Consider the following 22,046-nt stretch of genomic DNA (forward strand, 5'->3'; position numbering starts at 1 on the left):
TCACCTCATGAACATCGATGAACAGCGCATCCGCGAATTCGCCTTCCAGATCTGGGAATCCGAAGGCCGGCCAGAGGGGCAGCACGAACGGCACTGGCGCATGGCCTGCAAGCTGGCCGAGGCGGAGACGGCCGCCGTCCCTGCTGCGCCGGCCAAGCCCAAGCCACGGCGCATCAGCAAGCCCAAGACGGTGCCGCTCGAGGAGCCCGAAAAGCCGGCCCTGCTGAAGAAACCGCGCGCGCCGCGCACCCCGAAAACGCCGAAAGCCTGAGGTGGCCCACATGCGCAAGACTCAGCGCTCACGCATCAGCGAAGGCAGCCCTTTTCCGCTCGGTGCCAGTTGGGATGGCCTGGGGGTCAATTTCGCCCTGTTCTCCGCCCACGCCACGCGAGTGGAACTGTGCCTTTTCGACGAACAGGGCGAGAAGGAAATCGAACGCATCGAGCTGCCCGAATACACCGACGAGATCTGGCATGGCTACCTGCCCGATGCCCGCCCAGGCCAGGTCTACGGCTACCGCGTGTACGGCCCTTACGAGCCGGAGGCCGGGCACCGCTTCAACCCCAACAAGCTGCTGATCGACCCCTATGCCAAGCAACTGGTGGGCAAGCTGCAATGGTCCGAAGCCCTGTTCGGCTACACCATCGGCGACCCGGACGGCGACCTGAGTTTCGACGAGCGCGACAGCGCCCCCTTCGTGCCCAAGAGCAAGGTGATCGACCCGGCCTTCACCTGGGGCGAGCAGCCACGCATCCGCATCCCCTGGGAACGCACGGTGCTCTACGAAACCCATCTGCGCGGCATCAGCATGCGCCATCCGGCCGTGTCGGAACGCCATCGCGGCACCTGCGCCGGGCTGACCCACCCCGAGCTGCTGCGGCACATCCGCGAACTGGGCGTGTCCAGCGTCGAGCTGCTGCCGGTGCATGCCTTCGTCAACGACCAGCACCTGCTGGAAAAGGGCATGAGCAACTACTGGGGCTACAACACTATCGGCTTCTTCGCGCCGCACCCGGCCTACCTGGCCAGCGGGCGCATCAGCGAATTCAAGGAGATGGTGGCGCACCTGCATGATGCCGGCCTGGAGCTGATCCTCGACGTGGTCTACAACCACACCGCCGAGGGCAACGAACGCGGCCCGACCCTGAGCATGCGCGGCATCGACAACGCCAGCTACTACCGCCTGATGCCGGACGAACGGCGTTACTACATCAACGACTCCGGCACCGGCAACACCCTGGATCTGAGCCACCCCTGCGTGCTGCGCATGGTCACCGACTCGCTGCGCTACTGGGCCACGGAGATGCGCGTGGATGGCTTTCGCTTCGACCTGGCGTCGATCCTTGGTCGCCATCCGCACGGCTTCGACGAACGCCACGCCTTTCTCGTCGCCTGCCGCCAGGATCCGGTGCTGAGCAAGGTCAAGCTGATCGCCGAGCCCTGGGACTGCGGCCCCGGTGGTTATCAGGTGGGCGGCTTCCCACCGGGCTGGGCGGAGTGGAACGACAAGTTCCGCGACAATCTGCGCGCCTACTGGAAGGGGGATCGCGGCGAGCTGGCCGAACTGGCCAGCCGCCTCACCGCCTCGGGCGACCTGTACAACCAGCGCGGCCGGCGGCCCTTCGCCTCGGTCAACTTCATCACCGCGCACGACGGTTTCACCCTGCGCGACGTGGTGTCCTACGACCACAAGCACAACGAGGCCAACGACGAGAACAACCAGGACGGCACCGACAGGAACCTGTCGTGGAACCATGGCTGCGAAGGCGCCACCGACGACCCCGCCATACGTAGCCTGCGCGTGCAGCAGATGCGCAACCTGCTGGCCACCCTGATGTTCGCCCAGGGCACGCCGATGCTGCTGGCCGGCGACGAGTTCGGTCGCACCCAGCATGGCAACAACAACGCCTATTGTCAGGACAACGAACTGAGCTGGGTGGACTGGAGCCTCGACGATGAAGGCCGTGCTCTGCTGGCCTTCGCTCAGCACCTGATCGCCCTGCGCTACAACTACCCGATCCTGCGTCGTCAGCGTTTTCTGGTCGGCCATTACAACGAGGAGCTGGACGTCAAGGACGTCACCTGGCTGGCCCCCGACGGCGAGGAGATGACCGAGCAGCACTGGCACGACGAGGAAGCCCGCTGCATGGGCATGCTCATGGACGGCCGCGCACAGCCATCGGGGCTCAAGCGCAGCGGCGCCGACGCCACCCTGCTGCTGTTGCTCAACGCAGGGCACGAGCCATGCGAGTTTCAGCTCCCTGAGGTCAATGGCGGGCGCCATTGGTTGTGTTTGGTCGATACCCACAGCGGGCAGACCCGGCCCTCGCCGGTGCAGTTTGAGGCGGTGGAGTTGGCAGGAAGGTCGTTGCAGTTGTTGGAGTTGCAGAGGTGATTGGCAGAATGGGGGCTCGTTTGGGTGTGTTTTCGCCCCTGTGTTCTCGACTGCAAGAGCCAAAGAGCCGCACCACAAAACAGGCATCTGCCAAGCAGGCAATGCTCAACGCACAAAAACCATCACTACCAGCACCATGCTCAGCAATAGCAGGTACACCCTGGCATGAAGACGGTCAGGAATGCGCCCAATCCAGGTCGACGCCAAACGGATACCGAGCCATGAGCCCACGGCAAGTGCCAGCAAGGCGCGCAGATCCACATAACCGGCATACCAGTCCCCTAACGCTGGATGATTTGCCGACAGCAACACATACGTCGCGGTGCCACTCACCGCCATGGGCAACGACAACGGATTGGCCATGGCAGTGGCCGCCGTCATGCTCGCGCCTCTACGGCGCATGAGCGGTACGGTCATCACGCTGCCGCCTACGCCCAGCAAAGCGGCCACTGCACCAATCAATGTCCCCGTCATCGCCGTTACCCCACGCCCCATAGGGCACATCTCACTCCCCGCCTGGCGCAGAAAACCGGGCCGCAGAACACCATCCGTAATCGTGATGCCCAGATAGCCGATAAACGCCCAGCGCACCCACTCGCCACTCAACGACACAGCAGCCGCCGCGCCCAGCACAGCGCCCACGGCGATATAGCCCACCAGCGAACGCACCAAATGCCACTGCACGGTCTGCCGTTGGTGGTGGCGCCATGTGGACAGGGAAGCAGCAAACACCATCAACGCCGTCGAGGTGGCCACTGCAATATGCATGGCTGCCTGACCGATACCACTATCCGGCCCATGGACGGCAATCAGCAGGGTATACAGCAAGGGAACTACCACGAACCCGCCACCGAAACCGAACAATACGGTGGTCACTCCCGCCCCCACGCCACAAAGCAGCAATACGCTATACACCGGCACGCCCCTGATGAAACCAAACAGCAGGGACTATATGCTGGCGAGGTTTGGCCGACATTCGTCATTCGGACAACCATCAACGCGTTTCAGCCAGGTTCACGCTAATGCTCAATACGCTCCTGTCAGAGGTGGATCACGTTGCACGTCCCGTGGTGGCCATCGGCACTGACTACCGCCCCGGCACCCTCCTCGACTTTCATACCCATCGCCGTGCCCAGTTTCTTTATGGGATGACAGGTCTTATGGAAGTCGACACGGATGACGGTACCTGGATGGTGCCCCCCTATAGCGGCGTCTGGCTACCTTCGGGCAAGCGCCATCAGGTACGCATGAACGGGGTGAGCACCCGCAGCCTGTATATCGAGCCCCACGTTGCGCCACGCACTTCGCGCAACTGTGAGGTGCTGGTCGTGACGCCTCTCCTGCATCACTTGCTGCTGGCTTCCGCCCACATCCCCGCGCTCTATGAAGAAAACGGCCGCGACGGTGCCCTGGCTCAACTACTTCTATACGAACTGGAACAGGCTCAGGCCCTGCCACTATTTGCGCCACTGCCCCATGACCTTGCACTTGCCAGCCTGTGCAGAGAGTTTCTCGGCCAGCCGAGCATTCACACTCTTCCGGAGGAGTGGGCGCGGCAGTTGCATTGCAGCCAGCGCACCTTCAATCGCCTGTTCCGTCAGCAGACCGGACTCTCCTTTGGTGTATGGCGCCAACAGGCCTGCCTGATGGCGGCTATTCCCAGGCTACTCTCGGGCAGTCCCGTTACCCAAACCGCGCTGGAACTCGGCTATGACAGCCCAGCTGCTTTCTCCAGCATGTTTCGCAAGGTACTCGGCCAATCTCCAACGGCCTTCATTCGGGCGGCTAGTCGCCAAAAGGAATAACGACCTCAACATAGCGGCGTCCAGAAACCCAATATAGAGCCCCCAGCCTGCCCCCTCCGAAGCCCCCCAAAAAATACCCTGAACCCTGTTTTCCCCCACCCACTCGAACAGTAAAGGCCTGGGGCTGGCCTGCGGCCATCTAGCGTCCCCAGCGATAACCCATGCGCGCCGGCCCGCTGGCCGGCCACCGGGAGGCAAACATGAAAGCAGTGGTTTTCCACGATATCGGCGACATCCGCCTCGACGATGTACCCGAACCCGAGGTCGAAGCCAGCACCGATGCGGTCATCCGCATCACCGCTTCGGCCATCTGCGGCACCGACCTGCACTTCGTGCGCGGCACCGTGGGTGGCATGCGCAAGGGCACCATCCTCGGCCACGAGGCCGTGGGCATCGTCGAGGCGCTGGGCAGCGACGTGCGCAACCTGAACATCGGTGATCGCGTGGTGGTGCCCTCCACCATCGCCTGCGGCAACTGCAGCTATTGCCGCGCCGGCTACTACGCCCAGTGCGACGAGGCCAACCCCAATGGCAAGGAGGCCGGCACCTCCTTCTATGGCGGCCCGGAAATCACCGGTGCCTTCCATGGCCTGCAGGCCGAAATGGCGCGCATTCCCTTCGCCAATATCGGCCTGGTCAAGCTGCCCAGCGAGATCAGCGACGACCAGGCCATCCTGCTTTCGGACATCTTCCCCACCGGCTACTTCGGCGCCGAGCTGGCCGAGGTGGGTCCCGGCGACAGCGTGGCCGTGTTCGGCTGCGGCCCGGTGGGCCAGTTCGCCATCGCCAGTGCCAAGCTGCTCGGCGCCGCGCGGGTGTTCGCCATCGATCACCTGGATGATCGCCTGGACATGGCCCGCCGTCAGGGCGCCGAGGTGATCAACTTCGACCGCGAAGATCCGGTCGACACCCTGCGCCGCCTGACCAATGGCATCGGCGTGGATCGCGCCATCGACGCCGTGGGCGTCGACGCCCAATGCCCGACCCACGGCCATGCGCACTCGGCCCAGCAATGGCAACCCGGCGATGGCCCCGAGCAGGCCCTGCAATGGGCCGTCGATGCCCTGGCCAAGGCCGGCACGCTGTCGATCATCGGCGTCTACCCGCAACAGGCGCGCGAGTTTCCCATCGGCCAGGCGATGAACAAGAACCTCACCATCAACATGGGCAACTGCAACCACCGCCGCTATATCCCGAAACTGATCGAGATGGTGCAGGCCGGGCGCATCGACCCGGCGAAGATCCTTACCCAGGTCAAACCCATGAGCGACGCCATTGAGGCGTTCAAGGCCTTCGACCGGCGCGACAGCGGCTGGATCAAGGTAGAACTGCAACCGGCTCGCCAGCCCGGTGACGGTGGCAGCGAGGAGCGGGTGCGTGGTGGCGAGGCGCTGGATCGCGTTATCGCCGAGGCCGATCCACTCAAGGAAGCCCGCTCCAAACGACCGGGCGACCTGTGATGTCGAGGCAATGGAGGGCGAGCCAAGCGTGAACACGACCATCCCCAACCCCGAGGTGATCATCGACCGGGTAACGCCGATCAAGTCCCTGCGCATGCTCACCATCAACACCCACAAGGGCTTCACCCTGCTCAACCGGCGCTTCATCCTGCCCGAGCTGCGCCAGGCGGTGCAGGCCACTGGCGCCGATCTGGTGTTCCTGCAGGAGGTACTGGGCAGCCACGCGCTGCATGCCAAGCGCTTCAGTGACTGGCCGAGCATGCCGCAGTACGAGTTCCTCGCCGACAGCATGTGGCCGCAGTTCGCCTACGGGCGCAACGCCGCCTACCCGGCCGGTGACCATGGCAATGCGCTGCTGTCGCGCTTCCCCATCGTCGAGCAGCGCAACCTCGACGTGAGCGTCAGCGGCACCGAGCAGCGCGGCCTGCTGCATTGCAAGCTGGAGATTCCCGGCAACCGCGAGGTGCATGCCGTGTGCGTGCACCTGGGCTTGCGCGAAGCGCACCGGCGGCAGCAGCTCGGCCTGCTGCTCGATCTGCTGGCCACCTTCGACGAGCAGGCGCCGGTGATCGTCGCCGGGGATTTCAACGACTGGCGGCAACGGGCCGATGCCCTGCTCGCCCCGCATGGGTTGGTGGAGGCGTTCGGCCAACACCTCGGCAAGCCGGCGCGCAGCTTCCCCGCACGCTACCCGTTGCTGCGCCTGGATCGCATCTACACGCGCAATGCCACGGCGCAGAAGCCGCAGGTACTGTCCACCCGGCCCTGGTCGCATCTGTCCGACCATGCGCCCCTGAGCGCGGAGATCCACCTATGAATGGTGCCTGGCGAGAGGGCAACCAACTGCGCCTGTTGATCAACGGCGAAGGCTTCTACACGCGCGCGTTCGAGTGCATCAGCCAGGCTCAGGTGGAAGTGTTGCTGGAGACCTTCATCATCTTCGAGGACAAGGTCGGCCTGGAGCTGCAGCGGGTACTGGTGGACGCCGCTCGGCGCGGCGTGCGCGTGGTGCTGGCGGTCGATGGTTACGGCACCGCCGATCTCGGCCGCGACTACGTGGCCGCGCTGACCCGTGAAGGCATCCAGGTGCAAGTCTACGACCCCAGCCCCAAGCGCCTGGGGGTACGTACCAATCTGTTCCGCCGCCTGCACCGCAAGCTGCTGGTGATCGATGGCGAACGCGCCTTCGTCGGCGGCATCAACTACTCGGCCGACCATCTCGGCGATTTCGGCAAGATGGCCAAGCAGGACTATGCCGTGGAGGTACGCGGCCCCGTGGTGGCCGATCTGCATGCCGCCATGCTGGATTTCTTCAGCCCGGCCATCGCCGAACCCAGCCCGGCGCGCCCCGTCTTGGCACCTGCCGGCAAGGCGCGGGTCAAGCTGGTGGAACGCGACAACGAACGACATACCACCGATATCGAGGACGAACACCTGGCGGCCTTCGATGCCGCACGCCAGCGCGTAGTGGTGGCCAATGCCTATTTCTTTCCCGGCTATCGCGTGCTTCGCGCTCTGCGCAATGCCGCACGACGTGGCGTGGCGGTGACACTGATCCTCCAGGGCCAGCCGGACATGCGTTGGGCCCAGGCCTTCTCGCGCCTGCTCTACAACTACTTGCTGCGCGAAGGCGTGGCGATCCGCGAATACTGCCAGCGCCCGCTGCACGGCAAGGTAGCGCTGGTGGACGACGACTGGGTCACTGTGGGCTCCAGCAACCTCGATCCGCTGAGCCTGGCCTTGAACCTGGAGGCCAACCTGATCATTCGCGACCCTGATTTCAATCAGCAACTGCACGAGCACCTGCAACAGCTATCGACCCAACATTGCCGGGCGGTGACCCAGGAACGCGCGGTGCGCGGCTACTGGTGGCGAGCGCCGCTGATCTTCCTCTGCTTCCACTTCATCCGGCGCTTTCCGGCCATCGCTGGTTGGTTGCCGGGCCACAGCAAGAACCTCGAGCCCCTGCAGCCCGACGATGAGATGGATATCTACGAAAAGGAACAGCCACGATGAAGTTTCCCGTCCAAGGCCCCTGGCTACGCTGGGGCAAGCGCCTGCTGACCCTGTTTTTCCTGATCCTGCTGGCGGTGCTGTTGTACATGCTGCTGCGCAACCAGGACTGGGGCGAAGTGCGCCAGGCGCTGACCGCCTACAGTGGGCAGACCCTGCTCGTGGGCGTGCTACTGACGGCCGCCAGTTACCTGGTGTTCGCCTGCTACGACCTGCTGGCACGGCGTTACAGCCGGCATCGCCTGCCCACGCCGCAGGTGCTCGGCGTGGCCATGGTGTGCTACGCCTTCAACCTCAACTTCACCACCTGGATCGGCGGCATGGCCATGCGTTATCGCCTGTACATGCGCCTGGGCCTGAGCGCCTCCACCGTGACCCGCATCCTCAGCCTCGGCCTGCTAACCAACTGGATCGGCTACATGGCGCTGGCCGGCAGCCTCTTCGCCCTGCGCCTGGTGCAATTGCCGGAGAGCTGGGCGCTGGGCATGAGCGGCCTGCAACTGTTGGGCTTCGCCATGCTGGTGCTGGTCAGCGCCTATATCGGCATCTGCGCCTTCGCCCACCAGCGCGTCTGGCACTTCGGCGAACGTTCCATCACCCTGCCGTCGGCGGGCATGGCGCTGCTGCAACTGTGTCTGGGGGCGGCCAACTGGTCGCTGATGGCGGCGCTGATCCACTGGCTGCTGCCGGAGGGCGCCACCTACGCCTCGGTACTGGGGGTGCTGCTGATCAGTTGCATGGCGGCGGTGGTGGCCCACATCCCCGCCGGCCTGGGCGTACTCGAGGCGGTGTTCCTCGCCCTGCTGCAGCACCAGTACAGCCACGCCAGCCTGATCGCCGCCCTGCTCGTCTACCGTGTGCTCTATTACCTGCTGCCACTGGCGCTGGCCAGCATCAGCTACCTGGTGCTGGAAAAGCGCGCCCGCACGTTGCGCCAACAGGGGCAGCAGAGCGGAGCCAGGGAGGGCCTGCCGGGTTAGCCGCCGGGCCTGAGCGCCGCGGGTGCGCTACCGCCCGGCGGATGGTCGGAACTCGCAAGCGCCTGGCATGGGTCTATCCCACGTCACCCTTGAAACCTGGAGACACGAGATGGCCAAGCCCCTGCACCTGATCAGCTACATCCTGCACAACCAACCTCACAGCGTGGAGGTGGAGTCGAATCGCGAGCAGATCACGCCCGAGCAGGCACGCGTCTACCTGAGCGCGCTGCACACCTTCGAGTGGCCGAACGAATTCACCGACATCCAGGTCACGCGCATCCAGCACCCGAAGAAGCGCGGCACCACGCCGGCGCATCGCGTGCAGCGCTGAGCCGCCGCCCCCTAATTAATGGTTTTCTTCGCATTTTTTGGGGGAATGCTTGGTTGACACCGGACTGGCAAGTTTGTGTGTTGGTTGTTCTGATGCCTGTTCCGGATTGCCGCGTTTTTGCTGGTGTTTTTGGTTTCGCCCTCCCGGGCGAGTCACTTTTGACGGGCAAAAGTAACCAAAACCCTCCGCCCGGTCATCCGGCCCTGGCTGCGCCAGGGTTCGCTCACTCCATCGCCGTTCCAGAGGCCCGCCGCGGTCGGCCATCCCTGGCCCATCGCGGCTTTCGCGACATCCATGTCGCTCTACCTCTTCCACGACGATTCCGTTCGCCCTCCTGGGCGGGCTCTGCACGCGCCTGAGCCCGAGGTAACCCAGAATTAGCGCGGAGTGCTTGAACACGAGGTCAGCCGTAGGGCTGACCGAGATGCCGGCCACAGGCCGGCACGCTGAAACTACGCGAATGAAACTATCGGTTTAATTCGGCGGCTACATCGTGACTTCACAGCCGCCAGAGCACGCAGGACTAACCTGGCATATCTGTCCTCTCAGGCGCGCGAATGCCCCCTTCAGGAGGCCGAACGTAGGCATTGCGCAGGGGGCGAGCGGCATGGATGCCGCGAGAGGCTTAAAGGGCCAGGGATGGCCCTTGTAAGCCGACCCCGGAGCGGTGCCGGAGTGAGGGAAGTCGAGCGCAGCATGACGGGGACGCCTAGTTCCGGATGGCGGGGGTGCGTTTCTTTTGCTTACTTTTCTTTGCGCAGTTCAAAGAAAAGTGAGTCGCCCGAGGGGGCGAAACAAGGAGTCCCCCGCAAACACCGCAGCGGCGTCCAGAACACCCAACAAGCCACCAAACCAACACACAAACTTGCCAGTCCAGTGTCAAGACTGACTTCCCCACGGCTCCACGAAGAACCTAATTAATCGCGCGCGAGCAATGGCACCTGCCAGATATCGCGCGCGTATTCGCTGATGGTGCGATCGGAAGAGAACCAGCCCATGCGCGCCGTGTTCAGTACCGCGGCACGCCACCAGCGTTGCGGTTGCCGCCAGAGATGGTCGACCTCGCGCTGCGCGTGCCAATAGGCGTCGAAATCGGCGCACACCATGAAGCGGTCGTGGTAGTACAGCGCGTCGATCAGATCCGTGTAGCGCGTGGGATCCTCCGGTGAGAACACCCCGGCACGAATCGCTTCGAGCGCGGCGCGCAGGCGCTCCGAGGCGGCGATCTCCTCGCCCATGTTCTGCCCCTGGCGCAGGCGCCGCTGCACCTGCTGCGCGGTCATGCCGAAGATGAACATGTTGTCCTCGCCGACCCGCTCGCTCATCTCCACATTGGCGCCATCGAGGGTGCCGATGGTCAACGCACCATTGAGCGCGAATTTCATGTTGCTGGTGCCGGACGCCTCCAGGCCGGCAGTGGAAATCTGCTCGGACAGATCGGCCGCCGGGATGATCGCCTCGGCCAGACTGACGTTGTAGTTGGGCATGAATACCACCTTGAGCAGGCCACGCACGGTGGGGTCGTCATTGATGGTGCGGCTGATGTCGTTGGCCAGTTTGATGATCAGCTTGGCCTGGCGGTAGCTGGCCGCGGCCTTGCCGGCAAAGAGCTTGACGCGAGGCACCCAGTCGGTGGTCGGGTCGTTGCGGATGGCCTGGTACAGCGCCACGGTATGCAGCAGGTTGAGCAACTGGCGCTTGTACTCGTGGATGCGTTTGACCTGCACGTCGAAGATCGCCGTGGTATCCAGGGTGATGCCCAGTTGCTGCTGCACCCGTTCGGCCAGTGCTTCCTTGCTGCGCTGCCGACACAGGGCGTATTCGTCGCGGAACGGCTGTTGCTCGGCATAGGGCTGCAGTGCCTCGAGCGATGCCTCGGGGCGCTGTAGCAACGGCTCGCCCAGCACGTCCACCAACAGGTGGGTAAGCGCCGGGTTGACCTGGAACAGCCAACGGCGGAAGGACACGCCATTGGTCTTGTTGTTGACCCGCCCCGGGTATAGCCGATGCAGGTCGCGGAACACCGTCTCGCGCATCAGCCGCGTGTGCAGCGCCGACACGCCATTGATGCTGTGCGCGCCGATGAATGCCAGGTTGCCCATGCGCACCCGGCGGCCATTGTCCTCGTCGATCAGCGACACCGCGCGCAGCAGTTGGAAGTCATGGATGTCCTTGGCGCGCAGCGCATCGATATGCTCGGCATTGAGCAGGTAGATGATCTGCAGGTGCCGGGGCAGCAAGCGCTCCATCAACGCCACTGGCCAGGACTCCAGGGCCTCGGGCAAGAGCGTGTGGTTGGTGTAGGCCGTGCAGGCCACCGTCAATGACCAGGCCTGCGCCCAGGGCATGCGGTGCTCGTCCACCAGCAGACGCATCAGCTCCACCACGGCGATGGCCGGATGGGTGTCATTGAGCTGGATCGCCACCCGCTGCGGCAGTGCTTGCAGGTCGCCGTGCAGGCGCAGGTGGCGCTGCAGCAGATCCTGCAGCGAGGCCGACACCAGGAAATATTCCTGGCGCAGACGCAGTTCCTGCCCGGCCTCGGTGTCGTCGGCCGGATAGAGCACGCGGGAGATGCTTTCGGCCCTCACCTCGCCGGCCACCGCGCCGAAGTGATCGCCGGCATTGAAACGGTCGAGCTGCAGGTCTTCCTCGGCGCGCGCGCGCCATAGGCGCAGGGTATTGACCGAGGCGGCGCGCCAGCCCAGCACGGGGGTGTCGTAGGCGATGGCACGCACGCTTTCCTGGGGTTGCCAGAACTGCCGTGAGCCGCCTTCGTCTTCCAGGGTCACCACGCCGCCGCCGAAGCCGATGCGGTAGGCCACCTCCGGGCGCTCGAACTCCCAGGGGTTGCCGAAATCCAGCCAGGTTTCGGTCTGCTCGGCCTGCCAGCCGTCGACTATGGCCTGGCGGAACAGGCCATGTTCGTAGCGGATGCCGTAGCCATGAGCCGGCAGCCCCAGGGTGGCCATGCTCTCCATGAAACAGGCGGCCAGGCGGCCGAGGCCGCCGTTGCCCAGCGCCGCGTCCGGCTCCACCTCTCGGATGCGCTCCAGCGTCACCCCCAGCTCGGCCATGGCCTGGCGTGCCACGTCGAGCAGGCCGAGGTTGCTCAGGTTGTCGATCAGCAGGCGGCCGATGAGAAATTCCAGCGACAGGTAATAGACCCGCTTGCTGTCCTGGCGCGTGACCTGAGCACTGGATTCTTCCCAGTGATCGATCAGGTGGTCGCGGGTGGCCAGGGCCAGGGCCTCGAACCAGTCGTGGTCGAAGGCATTGGCCGGATCCTTGCCCACGGCATAACGCAGTTTGGCCAGGATCGCCGCCTTGAAGCCGGCAACCACGCCTTCGTCTCGTACTTGTGATTCGCTCATCTCGCCCTCCCTCTTCTCATCCTTCTGGCCGGCACGGCGAGGCCGGGCCCTACTCTTGTGGCTCCGGGAGGCGGTGCGAGTTCAGGGTTTTTCTGGAGGGCTGTGGTACCGAGCTGTGGCATGGACTGGCGGACTGTTCGCTGGCGCTACGAGCGGCCGGCGTCCCGGTCCGCCCGGCTGCCTCATGTTCAAGCACGCAGAGTCCCATGGAACAACCACCCCATCGCCAACCCTGCCCCACCCCAGTCATCCAAAACCCTGAACTTCCCTCGCCGGGCCGATCTCCCAATCCATAAATGCCCAGATCGAGGAGAGCATCATGCAAGCTGCCATTCCCATTTTCGTGCTGGCTTGCCTGGCCGCCAGCGAGGCGCTGGCCGAGGCCTGCCATGTCATCGCCGAGCCCTCGAGCACGGCGGTGCCGGCCGTGGCCGAGGAGCTGTGCTACGAGTTCAGCGGCGTCGACGAAGGCACCATCGACTGGGCCTGCGGCGATCAGGGCGGCACGATGATCGACCAGCGCCAAGAGCGCGTGGCCAAGTGCGCCACAGGCAGCGTCGGCCGCTGCGAGGCGGCGCTGACCCAGGAAACGCTGAGCAACTACCGCTCCTTCGACGAGAATCAGGGCAAGCCGCGCCCGGCGGTGCCCAACGACGCCCGGGTGATCACTCACTACTACCGCGGCGACGATCTGAAGCAGGTGCGCATCGATTGCCAAAGCAGCGGCGGCACCTGGCGGGAGGAGCCATGAGCCTCTACCAGGGTCTGGCCCTGCTGCCAGGCACGGGGCGCCACATGGCCCACGAACGCGCCGTGCAGCGCCTGCTCGGCGAGAAGCTGGCAGTGCTGCTTGGTTGCCCCTTTCTCGGCCTCTACCAGGCCGACGAGCATGCCGCGAGCCAGTGCTATTTCCTCCCCGAAGACACCTTGGTGGGCGATCAGTCCGCGCTGGGCATCGCCGGGCCGGAGGATTTCTTCGGCGGCCAGGTGGGCCAGGCGTTCATGGCCACCAAGGCCATCAGCCATACCTTGCCCGAGGGGGCCCGGTGCATGCCCGAGGGCTGGTCGCAGGCCTTGGGCGAACAGATCGCCAGCGTCACCCTGCCCGGCTTCAGCGTCTTCCACACCGAGGATGCTCGGCAAGCCGGGCTGCGCCTGCTGCGCGACGGCCCGCTGCGGCTCAAGCCGGTGAATGCCACGGCTGGCCGTGGGCAACAGGTGGTGCGCACGCTCGGTGAGCTGGAAGCGGCGCTGGCCAGCCTCGACGAGCAAGCCCTGGAGGCAGACGGCCTGGTGCTGGAGGAAAACCTGCAGCAACCGACCACCTACAGCGTCGGGCAGATCCAGGTGGCGGGTACCACTCTGAGCTACTACGGCACCCAACAACTGACCCGCGATAATGCCGGGCAGCCGGTCTATGGCGGCTCCAGCCTGACCCTGGTGCGCGGCGACTACCTGAGGCTGATGAGCCTCGACCTGCCACGCGATATACGTCTGGCGGTGCAACAGGCGCGCATCTTCGAGCTGGCCGCCATGGACGCCTACCCGAGCATTCGCGCGTCGCGGCGCAACTACGACGTGGCCCAGGGCCTGAACGCTATGGGGCGACCGCGCAGCGGCGTGCTGGAACAGTCCTGGCGCATCGGCGGGGCCAGCCCTGCGGAGATCTTTGCCCTGGAAGCCTTCATCGAGCAGCCCGAACTGCAACAACTGCAGGCCTCCACCCATGAGTTCTACGGCGCGGGGCTGCCGCCGGCAGGCGCCATCTGCCTGTACGAAGGAGAAGGCAGCGAACTGGGGCCGATCAGCAAATACGTGAAGGTGAGCCAGGCATGAGCGCCGTCAGCGAAAGCATCGAGATCAGGGTGGATGGCCAGGCCATCGCCGGCACCCTGCTGGAGCCGGCAGCCAAGGTACCCGGCGTGCTCTTCGTGCACGGCTGGGGCGGCAGCCAGCAACGCGATTTGGCGCGGGCCAAGGGCATCGCCGCATTGGGTTGCATCTGCCTGACCTTCGACCTGCGCGGCCATGAAAAGACCATCGCCGCGCGCGAAAGCGTGACCCGCGAACACAACCTGGCCGACCTCATCGCCGCCTACGACCGGCTGCTCACCCATCCGGCGGTGGACACTGCTAGCATCGCGGTGATCGGCAGCAGTTACGGCGGCTACCTGGCCACCCTGCTCAGTGCCTGCCGCGCCGTGCGCTGGCTGGCCCTGCGCGTGCCGGCGCTGTACTGGGACGAGCAATGGCACCTGCCCAAGCGCCAGCTCGACGTGGCGCGGCTGGCCCAGTACCGCCAGCGTGCCTTGAGCCCAAGGGACAATCGCGCGCTGGCCGCCTGCGCGCAGTTCACTGGTGATGTGCTGCTGGTGGAATCCGAACACGACGATTACGTGCCGCACGCCACCCTGATGAGCTACCGCGCCGCCTTCGAGCGCGCGCACTCGCTCACCCACCGCATTCTCGACGGCGCCGACCACGCCCTGAGCCAGGATCACGACCAGCAGGCCTATACACGGCTACTGATCAACTGGGTCAGCGAAATGGTGATTGGCGCGCGCGTCGGCAACTATCCGCACCATCAGGTGCGTTATTCCTGAGCCGGCTCAGTGCCGGCGGCAGGTCATTGGGCATTCGCCCTTCACTCACGAGAGGGCACTTATAAAAACGTAGACGAGGCAGCCAGCGCAAGGCAAAAACAGGCGAAAAAGCGCAGTTTACGCAGTGTAAATGAGCATTTTGATCGGACTCGCGCACGAGCCTGTTTTTAACGCAGCGATGGCAACGCAGGTAGTTTTTAGATGTGCCCTATAGGAGCGCAACCATGAAAATCAGCAAACTAATGACCCGTAACGTACAAACCCTGGAACCCGAGCGCAGCATCCGCGAGGCTGCCACGCTGATGGCGGACATCGACAGCGGCGCGCTGCTGGTCAACGAAGGTGATCGTCTGGTCGGCATGATCACCGACCGCGACATCGCCATCCGCGCCGTGGCCGCCGGGCTGGACGGCGACACGCCGGTACGCCAGGTAATGAGTGGCCAGGTGCGTTACTGTTTCGACGACGAGGATGTCGAGCATGTGGCGGCCAACATGGCCGACATCCAGGTACGGCGCTTGCCGGTGCTCAACCGTGAGAAGCGTCTGGTTGGGGTGGTGTCGCTGGGGAATATTGCCTCCGGGCATAGTCGCCAGGCCAATGACACCTTGTTGCGTGGGGTGTCGAGCGCGCATTGAGGTGTTTCGCTGTATGCCTTTGTAGGAGATGCTTCCAACTACGGGCGATAGTCCTAGCTGAAGCCTCTCCCATGTGGGCTCTGGATAGTGATATCGGGTATCGGGGTAATCGGTTTTGGCACCGGGCCGGCAAGTTTGTGTTGGCTTGCTGTTGTTCGGTGCTTGTTCCGAGTTGCCGCGGTTTTGCTGATATTTTTGGTTTCGCCCTCCCGGGCGAGTCACTTTTGCCCCGGATGGCCGGCCCGGGAAAAGTAACCAAAACCCTCCGCCCGGTCATCCGGCCCTCGCTGCGCGAGGGTTCGCTCACTCCATCGCCGTTCCAGAGGCCCGCCGCGGTGGGCCATCCCTGGCCCATCGCGGCTCTCGGCTTTGGCATCCTGCGTCGCTCTACCTCCTGCATCCATGCAGTCGTCGCGACATTCATGTCGCTCGACCTCTTCCACGACGACTCCGTTCGCCCTCCTGGGCGGGCTCTGCACGCGCCTGAACCCGAGGTAACCCAGAAGTAGCACGGAGTGCTTGAACATGGGTCAGCCTTAGGGCTGACCAGGATGCCGGCTGAAAGCCGGAAAGCTATCCAGGCGAATGAACCTACGTGAATGAAAGTTTTGGTTTAACTCGACGACCCAATCGCGACTTCATCGCTACTAGAACACGCCGAGCAACCTATGGAGTGCATACTCGTTCAGGCGCGCGAATGGCCCCTTCAGGAGGGTGAGTGGAATCGTTGCGCAGAGGGGCGAGCGGCATGGATGCCGCGAGATACCGATGGCGGCCCCGCTTAAAGGGCCAGGGACGGCCCTTGTAAGCCGACCCTCGGAGCAGCGATGGAGCGAACGAACCCCGGCGAAGCCGGGGCCGGATGGCGGGGCCAAGCCTTTTTGCCTTCTTTTGTGGCGTTTGACAAAAGAAGGTCGCCGGGGGGCGAAACAGGAGACATCAGCTAAACACCGATAAGCAGCTTAAACACAGTTCATCCCAGCCCCAGCACCAAACTCCCCAACGGCGGCAATTGCAGGTTCAGCGAATCCGCCTGGCCGTGGGCGGCCACCTGCTCGCTGTGCAGTTCGCCCTGGCTGCCCGCCCCGGAGCCGCACCAGCGACCTTCGTCGCTGTTGAGCAGCACCTGCCAGCGCCCCGCCTGCGGCACGCCGATGCGGTAGTCACTGAGTACCTGCGGCGTGCCGTTATGCACCACCAGCAGCGGCCGGCCGTCTTCGCCCCGGCGCAGCCAGGCGAACACGCTGTTGTGCGCGTCGTCGCCGATCAGCCACTGGAAGCCCTCCGGCCGTTCGTCCCACTGGTGCAGCGCCGGCTCCTGACGATACAGGCGATTGAGTTCGGCAACCAGCGCCTGCACGGCCGTGTGCTCGGGGTATTGCAGCAGATACCAGTCCAGTTGCTGGTCGTGGTTCCACTCGCGCCACTGGGCGAATTCGCAGCCCATGAACAGCAGCTTCTTGCCCGGGTGCGTCCACATCAGGGCGAGGAACAGGCGCAGGTTGGCGAACTGCTGCCAGCGATCGCCGGGCATGCGGCCGATCAGCGAGTGCTTGCCGTGTACCACCTCGTCGTGGGAGATCGGCAGGATGTAGCGCTCGGAAAAGGCATAGTGCAGGCCGAAGGTAATCTGCTGGTGATGATGGCGGCGGTACAGAGGGTCGGTCTGGAAGTAACCCAGGCTGTCGTTCATCCAGCCCATGTTCCATTTGTGGCTGAAGCCCAGGCCACCCTCGCTCACCGGCCGGCTGACGCCCGGCCAGGCGGTGGATTCCTCGGCGATCACCAGCGCCCCCGACACCTCGCTGCGCACCACCTCGTTGAGTTGCTGGAGGAATTCGATGGTCTCCAGGTTCTCGCGACCGCCATGGCGGTTGGGGATCCACTGCCCTTCCGCACGGGAATAGTCGCGGTAGAGCATCGAGGCCACGGCGTCCACGCGCAGGCCGTCGATGTGGTACTCGCGCAGCCAGTACAGCGCGCTGGCCAGCATGAAGCCGTGCACCTCGCTGCGGCCGAGGTTGTAGATGCAGGTGTTCCAGTCCGGGTGGTAGCCCTCGAAGGGGTGCGCGTATTCGTACAGCGCAGTGCCGTCGAATTCGGCCAGGCCGTGGGGGTCGTTGGGAAAGTGCCCCGGCACCCAGTCGAGGATCACCCCGAGGCCGGCGCGGTGGCAGCGGTCGACGAAGGCTGCGAAGCGCTCCGGATCGCCCAGGCGCGCGGTGGGCGCGAACATCGACAGCGGCTGATAGCCCCAGGAACCGCCGAAGGGGTGTTCCATGATCGGCATGAGCTCGATATGGGTGAAGCCCAGGTGCTGCACGTAGGGAATCAGGCGCTCGGCCAGCTCGTCCCAGTTCGGCGTGCGCTCGTCCTGCCATTGCCAGGAACTGGCGTGCAGCTCGTAGATGGCCAGCGGCGCATCGGGCCGGTGGCGCTGCGCGCGCTCCTCCATCCACTGCGCGTCCTGCCAGGCGAAGGGCTCGCCGCGCGGCACACGCGAGGCGGTGGCTGGCGGCGCCTCGCTGGCCTGGGCCAGGGGGTCGGCCTTCTGTGGCAGCAGGCCGTGGGGGCCGAGAATCTCGTACTTGTAGCGCTCACCCGCCGCCAGGCGCGGGATGAACAGTTCCCACACCCCGGCCGGGTAGCGCAGGCGCATGGGGTGGCGACGGCCGTCCCAGCTATTGAAGTCGCCGACCACCGACACCCGTCGGGCATTCGGCGCCCACACGGCGAAGCTCACGCCGGGCACGCCCTGGTGCTCGCAGGGGCGCGCCCCCAGGCAATGCCACAGCTCGCGGTGGTTGCCCTCGGCGAACAGGTACAGGTCCAGCTCGCCGAGCAGCGGGCCGAAGGCATAGGGGTCTTCCACGTCCTGCACGCTGCCGGGCCAGTGGATGCGCAGACGGTAGGCCTGCGGCTCGGCCAGCAGCCGCTCGAACAGGCCGTCGTCGTCGCGGCGGGTCATGGGGCCCAGCAGTTGCCCGGCCGCATCGAGCAGTTCGACAGCCTCGGCGCCGGGCAGCCAGACGCGCACCAGGGTGCCGTCGGCCTGCGCATGGGGGCCGAGCACGGCGAAGGGGTCGCCCTCCTCGGCCCGTCTGAGACGTTCGATTGATGCTTCGTTCACGGGGTTGCCTCGATCAGTTGGCGGGCCAGCCGTGCCAGCCCGTGGAGGGGAACGTCGATCCAGTCGGGGCGGTGCCCACTCTCATAGACGATTTCATAGGCGGCCTTTTCCAGGCAGAACAGTGCCAGGGCGGCGGACTCGCCGTCGCGCGCGTGCCATTCGTGGGGCAGCCCGGCGGCGGCCAGGCGGTAGGCGTCGAGGAAGGCTTCGCAGGCCTGCTCGCGGTAGCGGGCCAGCAGCTGCGCCGCCTGCTGCGACTCGGCATTGCCGTCCAGGCCGCCGGCGTTGCGCTGCGCCACGGCGGCGGCGTAGTCGAAGGAGCGCAGCATGCCGGCGACGTCCTTGAACGGGCTGTGGCGCTGGCGGCGCTCCTCCAGGGTGCGGTTGGGCTCGCCCTCGAAGTCGATGATGTAGGCATCGCCCTGCACCACCAGCACCTGGCCCAGGTGCAGGTCGCCGTGCACGCGTATGCGCAGGCCCCCGGCCATGTCCCGGCTCAGGCGTTCGACGGCCTGCTGCAGGGCGTCGGCCCGGGCCAGCAGCCAGTCGGCCAGCTCGCGGCTGGCGGCCGGCAAGGCCTCGCGCTGGCGTTCGAGGGCCTGCAGGGCCTGCTGCAGTTGCGCGCCGATGGAGGCCTGCCAGGCGGCGCAGTCCGGCGTGTCGCTGAGCTGGCTGCCAAAGGCCGGGTTGTCCACCTGCCGGGCCAGCACCGCATGCATCTCGCCGACGCGCTTGCCGAGCACGGCGCAGAAGGTGGCCAACTCGCCCAGGGCATCCACTTCGGGCTCGCTCATGCCGGCGTTCAGCGCGTCGCGCAGCGCCCGCTCCAGGGTGTTGAGCGTCCACTGCCAGGCATCGCCCTGGTTGTCCAGGTAGCCTTGCAGCACCAGCAGGGTGTGCGGCTGGCCCTGCTCGTCGACCCGCAGCACTTCGCCGAGCAGCGGCGCGACATGGGCGAAGCCCTGCTCGCCGAGGAAGCGGCTCATCTCTACTTCCGGGTGGATGCCGGCGAAGCCGCGACGCAGCAGTTTGAGCAGCACCTGTTCGCCCACAAGCGCCGAGCTGTTGGACTGCTCGGCCGAAAGCAGCTTGAACGGGCTTTCATCCAGGCCATTCAGGGCCAGCAGCGCCGGTTCGGCGCGAAACTGGATTTCCCCGGCGGTGCTGGGCAGCACCCGTTGCTCGCGCAGCAGGGCGAGGATCGCCTGGCTGAACTGCGGCAGGCTGAAGGCGTCGGTCAAGAGTTCCACCCGACGGCCACGGCGCAGGCGCGCCAGGGCCATCTGCTGCGGCAGGTCGTTGCCAACGGCGCGTTCCGGCACTGCCGCCAGCGGCAGGCGGTAATGCTCCACGCCGGCCTCCCCCTGCACTTCCAGCTCGGCCAGCATCGGCGCGTCGGCCTGGGCACCCAGGGGCACGACGTACAGCAGCCGCACCGCGCCGGCCGCCAGGCGCCCGGCGGCGTACCAGCGCCGCTTGGGCAGGTACAGCGGCAGCGATTCGCGTTCGAGGATCTGCCGCGGCCGGCCTTCGAGCACCTCGCTCAGGTTGCGGCTCAGCACCAGGGTCTGCAGCTCGGGCATGCGCTCTACCGGTTTGAGGTGCCAACTGGGCATCTGCGAGGCATCGGCCAGGTAGAACCAGTAAAAGCCGTAGGGCGGCAGCGTCAGCAGGTAAGGCAACTGGCCGATGGGCGGAAAGGAGGCGCCGCCGACCATCTCCACCGGCACCCGGTCGTGGTAGTCGGCCAGTTCCAGTTCCACCGCCTGCGCCGCGCTGGACAGGTTGGCCACGCAGAGGATGCGCTGCTCGACACCATCGTCGGTGGTGTACAGGCGCAGGTAGGCGAGGATGCGCCGGTTGCTCGGCGCCAGCATCTCCAGGCTGCCACGGCCGAAGGCCTTGTGCTGGTTGCGGATGGCAAGCATGCGCCGCGTCCAGTTGAGCAGCGAGTGCGGATCGCGTGACTGGGCCTCGACGTTGATGGTCTGGTAGCCGTACAGCGGGTCCATGATCGGCGGCAGCACCAGGCTGGCCGGGTCGGCGCGGGAAAAACCGCCGTTGCGGTCCACCGACCACTGCATCGGCGTGCGCACGCCGTCGCGGTCGCCGAGGTAGATGTTGTCGCCCATGCCGATCTCGTCGCCGTAGTACAGCGTCGGCGTGCCGGGCATCGACAGCAGCAGGCTGTTGAGCAGCTCGATGCGCCGCCGGTCACGCCCCACCAGTGGTGCCAGGCGCCGCCGAATGCCCAGGTTGAGGCGCGCGCGGCTGTCGGCAGCGTAGTAGTTCCACAGGTAGTCGCGCTCGTCGTCGGTGACCATCTCCAGGGTCAGCTCATCGTGGTTGCGCAGGAAGATCGCCCACTGGCAGTTGGGCGGGATCTCCGGGGTCTGGCGCAGGATGTCGGTGATGGGAAAGCGATCCTCCTGGGCGATGGCCATGTACATGCGCGGCATCAGCGGGAAGTGGAAGGCCATGTGGCATTCGTCGCCTTCGCCGTGCTCTTCACCACCAAAATAGGGCCGGGTGTCCTCCGGCCACTGGTTGGCCTCGGCCAGCAGCAGGCGGTCGGGGTAGCGCGCGTCCAGCTCGGCGCGGATGCGCTTGAGCACCGCGTGGGTCTCCGGCAGGTTCTCGCTGCTGGTGCCATCGCGCTCGATCAGGTAGGGGATGGCGTCCAGGCGCAGGCCGTCGACACCCATGTCGAGCCAGAAGCGCATCACCCCGAGCACCGCTTCAACCACCCTGGGGTTGTCGAAGTTGAGGTCCGGCTGGTGCGAGTAGAAGCGGTGCCAGAAGTACTGCCCGGCCACGGCGTCCCAGGTCCAGTTGGACTTCTCGCTGTCGATGAAGATGATCCGCGTGCCGGCGTACTTGTCGTCGCTGTCGGACCACACGTAGTAGTCGCGCGCCTTGGAGCCCTTCTTGGCACGGCGGGCGCGCTGGAACCAGGGGTGCTGGTCGGAGGTGTGGTTGATCACCAGTTCGGTGATCACGCGCAGGCCACGCCGATGGGCCTCGGCGATGAAGCGCCGGGCGTCGGCGAGGCTGCCGTAGTCCGGGTGCACGCCACGGTACATGGCGATGTCGTAGCCGTCGTCGCGCCGTGGCGAGGGATAGAACGGCAGCAGCCAGAGGGTGTTGACGCCCAGTTCGGCGATGTAGTCGAGCTTGTCGATCAGCCCCTTGAAGTCGCCGATGCCGTCGTTGTTGGCGTCGAAGAAGGACTTCAGGTGCACCTGGTAGATCACCGCGTCCTTGTACCACTGCGGGTCGTTGAGGAAGGTCTTGGCGGCTTTGCGTCTGGCCATGT

At 65.4% G+C, this 22,046-nt stretch carries 16 protein-coding genes; 12 read left to right on the top strand and 4 right to left on the bottom strand.

What is annotated here, in order from left to right; genetic code table 11:
* The first annotated feature begins 7 nt into the window (after nucleotides 1–7).
* Complete coding sequence (locus PVE35_RS11615) at nucleotides 8–271, top strand: DUF2934 domain-containing protein (protein WP_268177654.1); 264 nt, start codon at nucleotides 8–10, stop codon at nucleotides 269–271.
* 10 nt (nucleotides 272–281) lie between these two features.
* The gene (gene glgX / locus PVE35_RS11620; protein ID WP_277374718.1) at nucleotides 282–2,396 is read left to right on the top strand and encodes a glycogen debranching protein GlgX; all 2,115 of its coding nucleotides are present in this window, start codon (nucleotides 282–284) and stop codon (nucleotides 2,394–2,396) included.
* Between the two features lie 105 nt (nucleotides 2,397–2,501).
* On the opposite strand, the gene PVE35_RS11625 is transcribed toward glgX, so the two are convergent.
* Nucleotides 2,502–3,272, bottom strand: a complete 771-nt coding sequence (locus tag PVE35_RS11625; RefSeq protein WP_277374719.1) for a sulfite exporter TauE/SafE family protein — start codon at nucleotides 3,270–3,272, stop codon at nucleotides 2,502–2,504.
* A gap of 146 nt (nucleotides 3,273–3,418) precedes the next feature.
* On the opposite strand from PVE35_RS11625, the gene PVE35_RS11630 reads away from it, so the two are divergent.
* The 6 genes from PVE35_RS11630 (at nucleotide 3,419) to PVE35_RS11655 (ending at nucleotide 8,985) form a co-directional block, all read left to right on the top strand.
* Entirely contained in the window at nucleotides 3,419–4,201 is a 783-nt protein-coding gene (locus PVE35_RS11630) for a helix-turn-helix transcriptional regulator (protein ID WP_277374880.1), read from the top strand.
* Nucleotides 4,202–4,401: 200 nt separating this feature from the next.
* Nucleotides 4,402–5,661, top strand: coding sequence for a zinc-dependent alcohol dehydrogenase (locus tag PVE35_RS11635; protein WP_277374720.1), 1,260 nt, complete (start codon nucleotides 4,402–4,404; stop codon nucleotides 5,659–5,661).
* Nucleotides 5,662–5,689: 28 nt separating this feature from the next.
* Nucleotides 5,690–6,478 carry an endonuclease/exonuclease/phosphatase family protein gene (locus tag PVE35_RS11640; RefSeq protein ID WP_277374721.1) on the top strand — a complete coding sequence of 263 codons (789 nt, stop codon included), beginning with the start codon at nucleotides 5,690–5,692 and terminating at the stop codon, nucleotides 6,476–6,478.
* On the top strand, nucleotides 6,475–7,677 hold the full coding sequence (gene clsB, locus PVE35_RS11645) for a cardiolipin synthase ClsB (RefSeq protein ID WP_268177660.1): 1,203 nt from the start codon (nucleotides 6,475–6,477) through the stop codon (nucleotides 7,675–7,677). Before PVE35_RS11640 ends, clsB begins: the two co-directional genes overlap by 4 nt.
* Entirely contained in the window at nucleotides 7,674–8,654 is a 981-nt protein-coding gene (locus PVE35_RS11650) for a lysylphosphatidylglycerol synthase domain-containing protein (RefSeq protein WP_277374722.1), read from the top strand. The genes clsB and PVE35_RS11650 overlap by 4 nt, the downstream gene beginning before the upstream one ends.
* A 109-nt stretch (nucleotides 8,655–8,763) precedes the next feature.
* Nucleotides 8,764–8,985 carry a hypothetical protein gene (locus tag PVE35_RS11655; protein WP_268177662.1) on the top strand — a complete coding sequence of 74 codons (222 nt, stop codon included), beginning with the start codon at nucleotides 8,764–8,766 and terminating at the stop codon, nucleotides 8,983–8,985.
* Nucleotides 8,986–9,902: 917 nt separating this feature from the next.
* On the opposite strand, the gene PVE35_RS11660 is transcribed toward PVE35_RS11655, so the two are convergent.
* Entirely contained in the window at nucleotides 9,903–12,359 is a 2,457-nt protein-coding gene (locus tag PVE35_RS11660; RefSeq protein ID WP_268177663.1) for a glycogen/starch/alpha-glucan phosphorylase, read from the bottom strand.
* A gap of 319 nt (nucleotides 12,360–12,678) precedes the next feature.
* Here PVE35_RS11660 and PVE35_RS11665 point away from each other — a divergent pair, with 319 nt between their 5' ends.
* The 4 genes from PVE35_RS11665 (at nucleotide 12,679) to PVE35_RS11680 (ending at nucleotide 15,600) form a co-directional block, all read left to right on the top strand.
* The gene (locus tag PVE35_RS11665; RefSeq protein WP_268177664.1) at nucleotides 12,679–13,110 is read left to right on the top strand and encodes a hypothetical protein; all 432 of its coding nucleotides are present in this window, start codon (nucleotides 12,679–12,681) and stop codon (nucleotides 13,108–13,110) included.
* The gene (locus PVE35_RS11670) at nucleotides 13,107–14,195 is read left to right on the top strand and encodes a DUF3182 family protein (RefSeq protein WP_277374723.1); all 1,089 of its coding nucleotides are present in this window, start codon (nucleotides 13,107–13,109) and stop codon (nucleotides 14,193–14,195) included. The genes PVE35_RS11665 and PVE35_RS11670 overlap by 4 nt, the downstream gene beginning before the upstream one ends.
* Nucleotides 14,192–14,962: an alpha/beta fold hydrolase gene (locus tag PVE35_RS11675; RefSeq protein WP_277374724.1), complete on the top strand. Its 771-nt coding sequence runs from the start codon at nucleotides 14,192–14,194 to the stop codon at nucleotides 14,960–14,962. The genes PVE35_RS11670 and PVE35_RS11675 overlap by 4 nt, the downstream gene beginning before the upstream one ends.
* A 224-nt stretch (nucleotides 14,963–15,186) precedes the next feature.
* Nucleotides 15,187–15,600, top strand: coding sequence for a CBS domain-containing protein (locus PVE35_RS11680; RefSeq protein ID WP_268177667.1), 414 nt, complete (start codon nucleotides 15,187–15,189; stop codon nucleotides 15,598–15,600).
* A gap of 973 nt (nucleotides 15,601–16,573) precedes the next feature.
* Here the strand turns inward: PVE35_RS11680 and glgB are convergent.
* The gene (gene glgB, locus PVE35_RS11685) at nucleotides 16,574–18,730 is read right to left on the bottom strand and encodes a 1,4-alpha-glucan branching protein GlgB (RefSeq protein WP_277374725.1); all 2,157 of its coding nucleotides are present in this window, start codon (nucleotides 18,728–18,730) and stop codon (nucleotides 16,574–16,576) included.
* Nucleotides 18,727–22,044 (bottom strand): maltose alpha-D-glucosyltransferase, encoded by a 3,318-nt coding sequence (gene treS / locus PVE35_RS11690; RefSeq protein ID WP_277374726.1) that lies wholly within the window; start codon nucleotides 22,042–22,044, stop codon nucleotides 18,727–18,729. Before treS ends, glgB begins: the two co-directional genes overlap by 4 nt.
* Nucleotides 22,045–22,046: the final 2 nt, after the last annotated feature.

This window comes from Pseudomonas sp. AA-38 (assembly GCF_029457475.1).
Classification (GTDB): Bacteria; Pseudomonadota; Gammaproteobacteria; order Pseudomonadales; family Pseudomonadaceae; genus Aquipseudomonas.

What these genes read in the sequence shown, in the direction of transcription:
- PVE35_RS11615 (WP_268177654.1), top strand. Translation starts at nt 8, where the DNA reads ATGAACATCGATGAACAGCGCATCCGCGAATTCGCCTTCCAGATCTGG.
- glgX (WP_277374718.1), top strand. Translation starts at nt 282, where the DNA reads ATGCGCAAGACTCAGCGCTCACGCATCAGCGAAGGCAGCCCTTTTCCG.
- PVE35_RS11630 (WP_277374880.1), top strand. Translation starts at nt 3,419, where the DNA reads ATGCTCAATACGCTCCTGTCAGAGGTGGATCACGTTGCACGTCCCGTG.
- PVE35_RS11635 (WP_277374720.1), top strand. Translation starts at nt 4,402, where the DNA reads ATGAAAGCAGTGGTTTTCCACGATATCGGCGACATCCGCCTCGACGAT.
- clsB (WP_268177660.1), top strand. Translation starts at nt 6,475, where the DNA reads ATGAATGGTGCCTGGCGAGAGGGCAACCAACTGCGCCTGTTGATCAAC.
- PVE35_RS11650 (WP_277374722.1), top strand. Translation starts at nt 7,674, where the DNA reads ATGAAGTTTCCCGTCCAAGGCCCCTGGCTACGCTGGGGCAAGCGCCTG.
- PVE35_RS11655 (WP_268177662.1), top strand. Translation starts at nt 8,764, where the DNA reads ATGGCCAAGCCCCTGCACCTGATCAGCTACATCCTGCACAACCAACCT.
- PVE35_RS11660 (WP_268177663.1), bottom strand. Translation starts at nt 12,359, where the DNA reads ATGAGCGAATCACAAGTACGAGACGAAGGCGTGGTTGCCGGCTTCAAG.
- PVE35_RS11665 (WP_268177664.1), top strand. Translation starts at nt 12,679, where the DNA reads ATGCAAGCTGCCATTCCCATTTTCGTGCTGGCTTGCCTGGCCGCCAGC.
- PVE35_RS11670 (WP_277374723.1), top strand. Translation starts at nt 13,107, where the DNA reads ATGAGCCTCTACCAGGGTCTGGCCCTGCTGCCAGGCACGGGGCGCCAC.
- PVE35_RS11675 (WP_277374724.1), top strand. Translation starts at nt 14,192, where the DNA reads ATGAGCGCCGTCAGCGAAAGCATCGAGATCAGGGTGGATGGCCAGGCC.
- PVE35_RS11680 (WP_268177667.1), top strand. Translation starts at nt 15,187, where the DNA reads ATGAAAATCAGCAAACTAATGACCCGTAACGTACAAACCCTGGAACCC.
- treS (WP_277374726.1), bottom strand. Translation starts at nt 22,044, where the DNA reads ATGGCCAGACGCAAAGCCGCCAAGACCTTCCTCAACGACCCGCAGTGG.